This is a genomic window from Pseudomonas sp. IT-P218 (genome assembly GCF_949767605.1).
Classification (GTDB): Bacteria; Pseudomonadota; Gammaproteobacteria; order Pseudomonadales; family Pseudomonadaceae; genus Aquipseudomonas; species Aquipseudomonas putida_AE.
In genome coordinates, this window is the sequence record NZ_CATKQQ010000002.1 from 153,863 (window position 1) to 165,691 (window position 11,829).

Sequence of the window (11,829 nt, forward strand, 5' to 3'; positions counted from 1 at the left end):
TCGATCCGTGGATGAGATTTTTTGGTCGATTGCCAACTTTAGGCCGTATAAACTTGGCGGCATGCGTCGGCCAATAGATGTTTCGGCGCCATAGACAAGAGAGTGAGTAATGGGCGCACAGTGGAAGGTTAAACACAAAGAAGCGGCAGCCAACGCCAAGGGCAAGATCTTCGGCAAACTGGTGAAGGAAATCACCATTGCTGCGCGCAACGGTGCCGATACCGCCACCAACGCACACCTGCGTCTGGTGGTCGAACAGGCCAAGAAAGCTTCGATGCCCAAGGAAACACTGGATCGTGCCATCAAGAAGGGTGCGGGTCTGTTGGGCGAGACCGTGCAATACCATCGCGTGACCTATGAAGGCTTCGCGCCGCACCAGGTGCCGCTGATCGTCGAGTGCGTGACGGACAACATCAACCGTACCGTCGCTGAAATCCGCGTGGCCTTCCGCAAGGGCCAACTGGGCGCTTCCGGTTCGGTGGCCTGGGACTTCAACCACGTGGGCATGATCGAAGCCTCGCCGGACACCCCGGACGCCGATCCGGAGATGGCCGCCATCGAAGCCGGTGCCCAGGATTTCGAGCCGGGCGAAGACGGCGCGACGCTGTTCCTGACCGAACCTACGGACCTGGACGCCGTGCAAAAAGCCCTGCCTGAGCAAGGTTTCACCGTGTTGTCGGCCAAGCTGGGCTACCAGCCGAAGAACCCGGTCAGCGGCTTGAGCGATGAGCAGATGGCTGAAGTCGAAGCTTTCCTTGAAGGCCTCGATAACCATGACGACGTGCAGGATATGTTTGTCGGCCTGGCCGGCTAAACATCTCTCGCAGCTAACCCGATCACCTGTAGGAGCTGGCTGACCAGCGAAGGCGGCATAACGGCCACCATCGCATCGCCAGCAAGCCGGCTCCTACAGATGTGTGTTTCCCCCAGTCAAACCCCCTCCCGCACCTCCACCAACTGCCCCAACCGGCTACGCGTACGCGCCAGGTCAATCGCGTCACCACCCAAACTTTCGCGCAGGGAACGTTGGCCCAGCAAAGTCAGGTGCTTGTCCTGGTCATACAACACGTCGACCAGATTGATGAAACGCTGCTGCGCGGCAATCGTGCAGTCGGCGAGGTCGGGCAGGTCGTCGATGATCCAGTGATCGAAGCGCCGGCACAGTTCCAGATAATCCATGACCGCTGTTGGGTGATCGCACAGGTCGCCGAAGGTGAAGCCGACGGTACGTCCTTCGCAGTAGCGGGCCGAGAGATGGCGAGCGCCGACCGGCAGGGCAATGGCCGGCCCGTTCGGCGCTGGCAGGTTCGCTGCTTGGCGTTGCGCCAGCGTCGCGGGCCAGACGTATCGGCCCTGGGTGAACAGTTGATGCGCATGGGTTCTGGCCTGACTGCGATAGTCGTGCGGCCCGCCGACTTCCATGACCTGCATGCGCGCATTGATCAGGTCGATCACCGGTTTGAAGCGCGCATGGTAAAGCGGGTTGGGCAGCAGGCCTTCCGGCGGGTAGTTGGAGGTGACCAGCAGCAGGATCCCGCGCTGGAACAGCGCCTTGAACAGCCGCGAGATCAGCATCGCATCGCCGATGTCGTGGACGTGAAACTCGTCGAAACACAGCACCCGGCAATCGCTCAGCAACTCATCCAGTGTGGTCGCCAGCGCATCCGGTTGCTCGCGATGGCTGAACATGCCCTGGTGCAGGCGGGCGAAAAAACCGTGGAAGTGCAGTCGCTGCTTCTGGGCGAGGGGGATCGCCTGGAAAAAACCGTCGAGCAGCCAGCTCTTGCCACGCCCGACAGCGCCATGCAGGTAGAGCCCGGGCAGTTTTTTGCCCGAGGTGCCCAACAGCGTCGAGGCGTGCTGCGCCATGCAGTCGATCACCCGTTGCTGGCTGTGGCTGAGGGTGTAGCCCTGGGAGCCGGCCTTGTGGTGGAAGTAGTCGTGAATGACCCGGGCATTCGCGCAGTGACGGTCCGCTCCGGCCGATCCCTTGTCGAACAGGCGGCGCAACGATGGCCAGCGCGGTGTGAGTCGCGAATGCTTGGGCGGTCTAACGGCCACTGTGATGTCCCCGTGATCTTCAGGCGGGCTCCGGGAGCCGCGGCGGCGTAGTTTAACCAGATAGGTAGTTTTGCTTCCAGCGGGTTTCAGGGCGACGACGTCCCTTTATATGGCGCAATACCCTACGCCATTGGTCAACTAATTACAAAGCAACCTAACTATTACGTTGACATTGACTGCCTAGGCAGTAATATCTCGACATACATTCACTGCCTAGGCAGCTAATTGGTGTTCAGATGAAACATTTCACGCCAGACGATTTCCATAATTGCCACCTCGGCCTGCTGCTGGGGCGCGCCGCGCTGCTCAAGGACCGCATCATCGACACGCACATGGAACCCCACGGCATCACCGCCGCGCAGTTCAAGGTGTTGATCATCATCGCCCAGTACGGCGTCGATTCGCCTGGCGAGCTGTGCCGGCACCTGTCCCTGGACAGCGGTTCGATGACCCGCATGCTCGATCGTCTGGAACAGAAAGGTTTCCTCGCCCGCCAACGCTCTGAAGCAGACCGTCGTCAGGTTCAGCTGGTGCTGACCGACGAAGGCCAGAAACTGGCTGATCGTCTGCCGCACATCGGCGCCCAGGCCATGAATGAACTGGCCGGCGCCATCACGCCGGAAGAACTGAAAACCCTGGAGTCGATCCTCAAGAAAATCCTGATAGCGGCCGGTGACTCGATCACCCTGCTGCGGGTAGGTGACCAATGAACAGTAAAACCTTGCGCACCGGCCTGAGCCTGGTGCTGTTGGCCATGAGCCTGGCCGGTTGTGCCAGCTACAGTGGCCTGACCACCGAAGGCGTCAGCCTCGACGCGAAAAACCTCAAGGCGGGGCAATCCCTCAGCGGCGTGACGCTGTCGCCGGCGGCCTGGCCGAAAAGCAACTGGTGGACCAGTCTCGGCGATCCGCAGCTCGACGGCCTGATCCGCGAAGCCCTGCGCGACAGCCCCGACATGCAGATCGCCGACGCCCGCGCCCACCAGGCCAGCGCCGCGGCCTACGCCGCCGACGCCGCGCGGATGCCGACCCTGGATGCCAGCGCCGGCGTCAGCCGTTCGCGTCTGGCCCGGGACCAGGACCCGTTGGGGCAGGGTGACAACTACGCCACCGTGCGCAACATCAGCGCCACCTTCAATTACAACTTCGACCTCTGGGGCGGTCAGCGTGATGCCTGGGAAGCCGCGCTGGGCCAGGCCCGTGCCGCCGAAGTCGATCAGCAGGCTGCGCAGTTGACCCTGTCCGCCGACGTGGCCCGCGCCTACAGCGATCTGGGCCAGGCGCACATCGTCCATGACCTGTCCGCCGAAGACCTCAAGCGCACCCGGCAAATGCTCGACCTGAGCCAGCGTCGCCTGAGCTCCGGGATCGACAGCCAGTATCAGTTCCAGCAGACCGAAAGCCTGGAAGCCACCTCCCAGGCCAATCTGATTGACGCCGAAAAACGCCTGCAAAGCGCCAAGATAGCGCTAGCCGTGCTGCTGGGCAAAGGCCCGGATCGCGGCAATGAAATCGCCCGGCCGAACATTCTCAAGCCCGGTGCCGTGGCCTTGCCGTCGGTACTGCCGGCCGAACTGCTCGGACGGCGTCCGGACCTGGTGGCCGCGCGCTGGCGGGTAGAGGCGGCGAGCAAGAATATCGACGCCGGCAAGACGCAGTTTTATCCGAACTTGAACCTCAGCGCCGCGGCCGGTGCCGAATCCCTGTTGGGGGATGCGATGTTTGGTTCGGCCAGCCGCTTCTTCAATGTCGCACCAACGATTTCCGTGCCGATTTTCGACGGTGGCCGCCTGCGCGCCGACCTCGATTCCCGCGACGCCGACTACGACCTGGCGGTGGCGCAGTACAACAAAAGCCTGGTCAGGGCGCTGGGCGACGTCAGCGACAGCATCAACCAGTTGCGTGATATCGGTCGGCAGATCGCTGCCCAGCAGCACGCCACCGACATCGCCCAGGATTCCTACAACACCGTGGTCCAGCGCTACGGTTCCGGCATCGGTAACTACCTGGACGTGCTCAGCATCGAGCAGCAGTTGCTTCAGGCCCAGCGTCAGTTGGCCAACCTGAATGCCGAGCAGATCGACCTGTCGATCCAGCTGATACAGGCGCTGGGTGGCGGTTTCCAGCCTGAGGCCATTGCCTCGGCCAACGCCGCGCCAGCCACGCTGACCCACTAATTCAAGGTATTTGTCATGGCCACTGCCGATACAACTTCAACCCCTGAAACCCAACCTGCCAATCCCGATTCGGGCAAGCGCAAGTTCATGCTGCTGGTCCTGGCCGCGGTGGTCGTATTGGGCGGCGCGGGCGTCTGGGCTTACCACGAGTTCTACGGGCGCTGGAGCGAAAGCACCGACGACGCCTATGTGAACGGCAACGTGGTGGAAATCACCCCGTTGGTAACCGGTACGGTCGTCAGCATCGGCGCCGACGATGGCGATCTGGTCCACGAAGGCCAGGTGCTGGTGAACTTCGACCCGAATGACGCCGAAGTCGGCCTGCAAAGTGCCCAGGCCAACCTGGCCCGCACCGTGCGTCAGGTTCGCGGCCTGTACAGCGACGTCGACGGCATGAAAGCCCAGGTCAACGCGCAACAGGCCGAAGTGCAAAAAGCCCAGGACAACTTCAACCGGCGGAAAAATCTCGCGGTCGGCGGGGCGATTTCCCAGGAGGAACTGTCCCACGCCCGTGACGACCTGACCTCGGCACAAAACGCCCTGGCCAATGCGCAACAGAAGCTCAAGACTTCCAGCGCGCTGGTGGATGACACCGTGGTTTCCTCGCACCCGGACGTGATGGCCGCCGCGGCGCAATTGCGCCAGGCCTACCTGAACAACGCCCGCAGCACCCTGATCGCGCCGGTCACCGGCTATGTGGCCAAGCGTAGCGTGCAGCTTGGGCAACGGGTGCAACCGGGCGAGGCGCTGATGGCGGTGATCCCTCTGGATCAACTGTGGATCGACGCCAACTTCAAGGAAACCCAGCTGCGCGACATGCGTATCGGCCAACCGGTGGACATCGAAGCCGATCTCTACGGCAGCAGCGTGAAATACAGCGGCACCGTCGACAGCCTCGGTGCCGGCACCGGTAGCGCCTTCGCCTTGCTGCCGGCGCAGAACGCCACCGGCAACTGGATCAAGATCGTGCAGCGGGTACCGGTGCGCATTCATATCAACGCCCAGCAGCTGGCCGAGCATCCGTTGCGCGTTGGCCTGTCGACCCTGGTCGATGTGAACCTGCGGGACCAGAGCGGCCCGGTGCTGGCGCAACAGCCGCCGCAAAAGGCGTCGTTCAGCACCGGCATCTATGACCGCCAGTTGACCGAGGCCGACGCCATGATCACCCAGTTGATCCACGACAACAGCGCCGCGGTCAGCAAGACCGTGCATCGCTGATTCGCCAATCCACCATCACCCCGCCCCCCTGTAGGAGCGAGCTTGCTCGCGATGGTGGGTCAGCTACATCACCGTCGACTGACACTCCATCGCGAGCAGGCTCGCTCCCACAAAGGTCAGCTGCGTCTGTAAAAGGCGCAGCGCCCAACAGGTTTCAAAGGATTCGCGATGAGCAATAACGCGTCTTTCACGCCCCCAAGCCTGGTGCTGAGCACCATCGGCCTGTCGCTGGCGACCTTCATGCAGGTGCTCGACACCACCATCGCCAACGTGGCGCTGCCGACGATTTCCGGCAGCCTGGGTGTCAGTTCGGAGCAGGGCACCTGGGTCATCACCTCCTTTGCGGTGAGCAACGCCATCGCGTTGCCGCTGACCGGCTGGCTCAGCCGGCGGTTCGGTGAGGTGAAGCTGTTCCTGTGGGCGACCGTGCTGTTTGTGCTGGCCTCGTTTCTCTGCGGTATTTCCACCTCGATGCCGGAGCTGATCGGCTTCCGGGTGCTGCAAGGCCTGGTGGCCGGGCCGTTGTACCCGATGACCCAGACGCTGCTGATCGCCGTCTATCCACCGGCCAGGCGCGGCATGGCCCTGGCGTTGCTGGCGATGGTCACGGTGGTCGCGCCGATTGCAGGTCCGATCCTCGGCGGCTGGATCACCGACAGCTACAGCTGGCCGTGGATCTTCTTCATCAACGTGCCAATCGGCATCTTCGCGGTCATGGTCGTGCGTTCGCAGCTCAAGGCGCGGCCGGTGGTGACCAGTTATCAGCCGATGGATTACGTCGGCTTGATCAGCCTGGTCATCGGCGTCGGGGCGTTGCAGATCATCCTCGACAAGGGTAACGACCTCGACTGGTTCGAATCGAACTTCATCCTCATTGGCGCGGCCATTTCGCTGATTGCCCTGGCGGTGTTCGTGATCTGGGAAATGACCGACCGCCACCCGGTGGTCAACCTGCGGCTGTTCGCCTACCGCAACTTCCGCATCGGCACTCTGGTGCTGGTGTTGGGCTACGCCGGGTTCTTCGGGATCAACCTGATCCTGCCGCAATGGCTGCAAACCCAGATGGGCTATACGGCCACCTGGGCCGGCCTGGCGGTGGCGCCGATCGGGATCCTGCCGGTCTTGATGTCGCCGTTTGTCGGCAAATACGCGCACAAGTTCGACCTGCGCTTGTTGGCGGGCATTGCGTTCCTGGCCATCGGCTTGAGCTGTTTCATGCGCGCCGGGTTTACCAACGAAGTGGACTACCAGCACATCGCCCTGGTGCAGTTGTTCATGGGGATTGGCGTGGCGTTGTTCTTCATGCCGACCCTGAGCATCCTGATGTCGGACCTGCCGCCGAACCAGATCGCCGATGGCGCGGGCCTTGCGACCTTCCTGCGGACCCTGGGCGGCAGCTTCGCGGCGTCGTTGACCACGTGGATCTGGATCCGCCGGGCCGACCAGCACCATGCGTACATGAGCGAGAGCATCAGCACCTATGAGCCCGCAACCCGCGAGGCCCTGCATTCATTGGGTGGGGCGAGCAACCAGGCGTATGCGCAGCTCGATCATGTGCTGACCAGCCAGGCGTACATGCTCTCCACCGTGGATTACTTCACGTTGCTGGGATGGGCGTTCATGGGGTTGATCGTGATCGTCTGGCTGGCGAAACCGCCGTTTGCGGCGAAGGCGGGGCCTGCTTCTGCAGGACATTGACTGCTAAAAGATCGCAGCCTTCGGCAGCTCCTACAGGGTTATGTGTACACCTGTAGGAGCTGCCGAAGGCTGCGATCTTTTGATCTTTACGGTGTTACGAAATCAAACGGCGCCAACGCAAACCCTTGCTCATCCACCTGCAACGCCCAACCCTGCTTGTCCCAATCCCCCAACACGATGCGCCGGGCCGCCTGTTCGCCAAGCTGCAGCTTGTGGATGGCGGGGCGGTGGGTATGGCCGTGGATCAGGGTTTTCACGCCGTATTGCTGCATGATCCGCGGAATCTCCAGGGGCGTGACGTCGACGATGTCATTGGCCTTCATCCGCGTCTGCGCGCGGCTTTCGCTACGCAACTTGCGCGCCAGCTTATGGCGGGTACGCAGCGGCAGGTGCCGCAGGATAAACAGGGTGATCGGGTTGCGCAGGTAGCGACGTAGCTTCATGTAGGCTTCGTCGCGGGTGCAGAGGCTGTCGCCGTGCATCAACAGCACGGGTTCGCCATTGAATTGCACGACAGTCGGATCCTTGAGCAGGGTGCAGCCGGCCTGTTTGCAGAACGCCTTGCCCAGCATGAAGTCGCGGTTGCCGTGCATCAGAAAAATCGCCGTGCCGCTGTCGCTCAACTCGCGCAGGGCCTGGCAGATGGAACGCTGGAACGGCGTCATGGCATCGTCGCCAATCCACGCCTCGAAAAAGTCGCCCAGAATGTAGAGAGCACTCGCCGAACGGGCGCGTCCGGCGAGCAAATCCAGAAACGCCCGGGTAATGTCCGGGCGCTCCTCTTCCAGATGCAAGTCTGAAATCAGCAGTATCACTCAATGATCTCGGCTTTCTCGATGATCACGTCGTCTGCCGGTACGTCCTGGTGGCCGGACTTGGAAGTGGTGGCCACGCCTTTGATCTTGTCGACAACGTCGGTGCCGGCGGTCACTTTGCCGAATACCGCGTAGCCCCAGCCTTGCACGTTCTTGCCGCTGTGGTTGAGGAAGCTGTTGTCAGCCACGTTGATGAAGAACTGCGCGGAAGCCGAATGCGGCTCCATGGTGCGGGCCATGGCGACGGTGTACTTGTCGTTGGAAAGGCCGTTGTCGGCTTCGTTCTGGATGCTTGGGCGCTTGTCTTTCTTTTCTTTCATGCCTGGCTCGAAACCGCCGCCCTGGATCATGAAGTTACCGATGACACGGTGGAAAACGGTGTTTTCGTAGTGACCGGCTTTAACGTACTCGACGAAGTTGGCCACGGTGATCGGGGCTTTGTCGGCGTTCAGTTCGAGGACGATGTCGCCGAAGTTGGTAGTCAGTTTGACTTGGGTCATGATCGTTACTCATCAAGAGGAATTCGTGGTGTTGGGACATTGGGTCCCGCAACCGGTTCAGCCAGTCTCGGCCAAGGTGCGCAGTTTAGCGTGACAGGCGCGAATTTCGAGGCTGTTTTTTCATTTACGGCCTATTAAATACGACGGTTTACAGGGTGCGCTCTGTCAGGTACTTGACGGCATCGGCTATGATAGCGGCTTTGTTTTGTCCGGCCTTCATTACGGCCACGCACCAGTACGTTCAAGGATCCTATGAGCAAGCCCACTGTCGACCCTACCTCGAATGCCAAGACCGGCCCAGCCGTGCCGGTCAACTTCCTGCGGCCGATCATCCAGGCAGACCTGGACTCGGGCAAGCACACGCAGATCGTCACCCGTTTCCCGCCTGAGCCCAACGGCTACCTGCACATCGGCCATGCCAAGTCGATCTGTGTGAACTTCGGCCTGGCCCAGGAGTTCGGCGGCGTCACGCACCTGCGTTTCGACGACACCAACCCGGCCAAGGAAGACCAGGAATACATCGACGCGATCGAAAGCGACGTCAAGTGGCTGGGCTTCGAATGGTCCGGTGAAGTGCGCTACGCCTCGCAGTATTTCGACCAGTTGCACGACTGGGCGGTGGAGTTGATCAAGTCCGGCAAGGCCTATGTCGACGACCTGACCCCTGAACAAGCCAAGGAATACCGCGGCAGCCTGACCGAGCCGGGCAAGAACAGCCCGTTCCGCGACCGTTCGGTTGAAGAGAACCTCGACTGGTTCGCCCGCATGCGCGCCGGTGAGTTCCCGGACGGTGCACGTGTGCTTCGCGCCAAGATCGACATGGCCTCGCCGAACATGAACCTGCGTGACCCGATCATGTATCGCATCCGTCACGCGCATCACCACCAGACCGGTGACAAGTGGTGCATCTACCCGAACTACGACTTCACCCATGGTCAGTCGGACGCCATCGAAGGCATCACCCACTCGATCTGCACCCTGGAATTCGAAAGCCACCGTCCGCTGTACGAGTGGTTCCTCGACAACCTGCCAGTACCGGCCAACCCGCGCCAGTACGAGTTCAGCCGCCTGAACCTGAACTACACCATCACCAGCAAGCGCAAGCTCAAGCAGCTGGTCGATGAAAAGCACGTCAACGGCTGGGACGACCCGCGCATGTCCACGCTGTCGGGCTTCCGCCGCCGTGGCTACACGCCGAAGTCGATCCGCAACTTCTGCGAAATGATCGGCACCAACCGCTCCGACGGCGTGGTCGACTTCGGCATGCTCGAATTCAGCATCCGTGACGACCTCGACCACAGCGCCCCGCGCGCCATGTGCGTGCTGCGTCCGCTGAAAGTCGTGATCACCAACTATCCGGAAAGCCAGGTCGAGAACCTCGAACTGCCATGCCACCCGAAAGAAGACATGGGCGTGCGCGTCCTGCCGTTCGCCCGGGAAATCTACATCGACCGTGAAGACTTCATGGAAGAGCCGCCAAAGGGCTACAAGCGCCTGGAACCGAACGGCGAAGTGCGCCTGCGCGGCAGCTACGTGATCCGCGCCGACGAAGCGATCAAGGACGCCGATGGCAACATCGTCGAACTGCGTTGCTCCTACGATCCGGACACCCTGGGCAAGAACCCTGAAGGCCGCAAGGTCAAGGGCGTGGTGCACTGGGTGCCGGCCGCTGCCAGCGTCGAGTGCGAAGTGCGTCTGTACGATCGTCTCTTCCGTTCGGCCAACCCTGAGAAGGCCGAAGACAGCGCCAGTTTCCTGGACAACATCAACCCTGACTCGCTGCAGGTACTCACCGGTTGTCGTGCTGAACCCTCGCTGGGCAATGCACAGCCGGAAGACCGTTTCCAGTTCGAGCGCGAAGGTTACTTCGTCGCGGATATCAAGGACTCGAAACCGGGCGCTCCGGTGTTCAACCGTACCGTGACCCTGCGTGACTCCTGGGGCCAGTGATTCAAGGAAATAACGTGCTTACGATCTACAACACGCTCACCAAGAGCAAAGAAGTCTTCAAGCCGCTCGATGGCAACAAGGTGCGCATGTACGTGTGCGGCATGACCGTGTACGACTACTGCCACCTGGGGCACGGTCGCAGCATGGTCGCGTTCGACCTGGTGACCCGCTGGTTGCGCTTCAGTGGCTACGACCTGACCTATGTGCGCAACATCACCGACATCGACGACAAGATCATCAACCGGGCCAATGAGAACGGCGAGTCGTTCGAAGCCTTGACCGAGCGCATGATCGCGGCGATGCACGAAGACGAAGCGCGCCTGAACATCAAGAAGCCGGACATGGAGCCGCGCGCCACGGACCACATCCCTGGCATGCACGCGATGATCCAGACCCTGATCGACAAGGGCTACGCCTACGCCCCGGGCAATGGCGACGTGTACTACCGCGTCGGCAAGTTCATGGGCTACGGCAAGCTGTCGCGCAAGAAAATCGAAGACCTGCGCATCGGCGCGCGCATCGAAGTCGACGAGTCCAAGCAGGACCCGCTGGACTTCGTGCTGTGGAAAGCCGCCAAGCCGGGCGAGCCGAGCTGGGAATCGCCATGGGGCGCCGGGCGTCCGGGCTGGCACATCGAGTGCTCGGTGATGTCGACCTGCTGCCTGGGCGAGACCTTCGACATCCATGGCGGCGGCAGCGACCTGGAGTTCCCGCACCACGAAAACGAAATCGCCCAGAGCGAAGCGGCCACTGGCAAGACCTACGCCAACGCGTGGATGCATTGCGGCATGATCCGCATCAATGGCGAGAAGATGTCCAAGTCCTTGAACAACTTCTTCACCATTCGCGATGTGCTCGACAAGTACCACCCGGAAGTCGTGCGTTACCTGCTGGTGTCGAGCCACTACCGCAGCGCCATCAACTACTCGGAAGACAACCTCAAGGACGCCAAGGGCGCCCTGGAGCGTTTCTACCACGCGTTGAAAGGCCTGCCGACTGTTGCTCCTGCTGGTGGAGAAGCCTTCGTCGAGCGATTCACCCAGGTGATGAACGACGACTTCGGCACGCCGGAAGCCTGCGCGGTGCTGTTCGAGATGGTTCGCGAGATCAACCGCCTGCGCGAGAGCGATCTCAACGCAGCGGCCGGCCTGGCTGCCCGATTGAAAGAACTGGCCAGCGTGTTGGGCGTATTGCAGCTCGAAGCCGATGACTTCCTGCAAGCCGGCGCCGAAGGGCGTGTGGATGCGGCTGAAGTCGAAGCGCTGATCGCTGCGCGCCTGGCGGCACGTGCCGGCAAGGACTGGGCCGAATCCGACCGCATCCGCGACCAGCTCACCGCCATGGGCGTGGTTCTGGAAGACGGCAAGGGCGGGACGACCTGGCGTTTGGCTGACTGATTGCTGCTTGCGTT

At 61.7% G+C, this 11,829-nt stretch carries 10 protein-coding genes; 7 read left to right on the forward strand and 3 right to left on the reverse strand.

Annotated elements, in window-relative coordinates; all coding sequences use genetic code 11:
- The first annotated feature begins 109 nt into the window (after positions 1 to 109).
- Positions 110 to 814 (forward strand): YebC/PmpR family DNA-binding transcriptional regulator, encoded by a 705-nt coding sequence (locus tag ACM6I6_RS01665; RefSeq protein ID WP_008063883.1) that lies wholly within the window; start codon positions 110 to 112, stop codon positions 812 to 814.
- A 116-nt stretch (positions 815 to 930) separates the two neighbouring features.
- On the opposite strand, the gene zapE is transcribed toward ACM6I6_RS01665, so the two are convergent.
- Entirely contained in the window at positions 931 to 2,061 is a 1,131-nt protein-coding gene (gene zapE / locus ACM6I6_RS01670; RefSeq protein ID WP_406592925.1) for a cell division protein ZapE, read from the reverse strand.
- A gap of 236 nt (positions 2,062 to 2,297) precedes the next feature.
- Between zapE and ACM6I6_RS01675 the strand changes: the two genes are divergently transcribed.
- The 4 genes from ACM6I6_RS01675 (at position 2,298) to ACM6I6_RS01690 (ending at position 7,153) form a co-directional block, all read left to right on the forward strand.
- Entirely contained in the window at positions 2,298 to 2,771 is a 474-nt protein-coding gene (locus tag ACM6I6_RS01675; RefSeq protein ID WP_323608863.1) for a MarR family transcriptional regulator, read from the forward strand.
- A complete protein-coding gene (locus ACM6I6_RS01680) occupies positions 2,768 to 4,237 on the forward strand; it encodes an efflux transporter outer membrane subunit (RefSeq protein ID WP_274074740.1) in 1,470 nt (489 codons plus the stop codon). Before ACM6I6_RS01675 ends, ACM6I6_RS01680 begins: the two co-directional genes overlap by 4 nt.
- 15 nt (positions 4,238 to 4,252) lie before the next feature.
- Positions 4,253 to 5,455 carry an efflux RND transporter periplasmic adaptor subunit gene (locus ACM6I6_RS01685; RefSeq protein WP_274074741.1) on the forward strand — a complete coding sequence of 401 codons (1,203 nt, stop codon included), beginning with the start codon at positions 4,253 to 4,255 and terminating at the stop codon, positions 5,453 to 5,455.
- Positions 5,456 to 5,623: 168 nt separating this feature from the next.
- Positions 5,624 to 7,153 (forward strand): DHA2 family efflux MFS transporter permease subunit, encoded by a 1,530-nt coding sequence (locus tag ACM6I6_RS01690; RefSeq protein ID WP_406592921.1) that lies wholly within the window; start codon positions 5,624 to 5,626, stop codon positions 7,151 to 7,153.
- Positions 7,154 to 7,239: 86 nt separating this feature from the next.
- On the opposite strand, the gene lpxH is transcribed toward ACM6I6_RS01690, so the two are convergent.
- On the reverse strand, positions 7,240 to 7,968 hold the full coding sequence (lpxH, locus tag ACM6I6_RS01695; RefSeq protein WP_274074743.1) for a UDP-2,3-diacylglucosamine diphosphatase: 729 nt from the start codon (positions 7,966 to 7,968) through the stop codon (positions 7,240 to 7,242).
- A complete protein-coding gene (locus ACM6I6_RS01700; protein ID WP_008053603.1) occupies positions 7,965 to 8,468 on the reverse strand; it encodes a peptidylprolyl isomerase in 504 nt (167 codons plus the stop codon). The genes lpxH and ACM6I6_RS01700 overlap by 4 nt, the downstream gene beginning before the upstream one ends.
- Positions 8,469 to 8,720: 252 nt before the next feature.
- Between ACM6I6_RS01700 and ACM6I6_RS01705 the strand changes: the two genes are divergently transcribed.
- Both ACM6I6_RS01705 and cysS read left to right on the forward strand, forming a co-directional pair.
- Positions 8,721 to 10,418: a glutamine--tRNA ligase/YqeY domain fusion protein gene (locus tag ACM6I6_RS01705; RefSeq protein ID WP_323608868.1), complete on the forward strand. Its 1,698-nt coding sequence runs from the start codon at positions 8,721 to 8,723 to the stop codon at positions 10,416 to 10,418.
- 14 nt (positions 10,419 to 10,432) lie between these two features.
- Positions 10,433 to 11,815, forward strand: a complete 1,383-nt coding sequence (gene cysS, locus ACM6I6_RS01710; RefSeq protein WP_077185927.1) for a cysteine--tRNA ligase — start codon at positions 10,433 to 10,435, stop codon at positions 11,813 to 11,815.
- Positions 11,816 to 11,829: the final 14 nt, after the last annotated feature.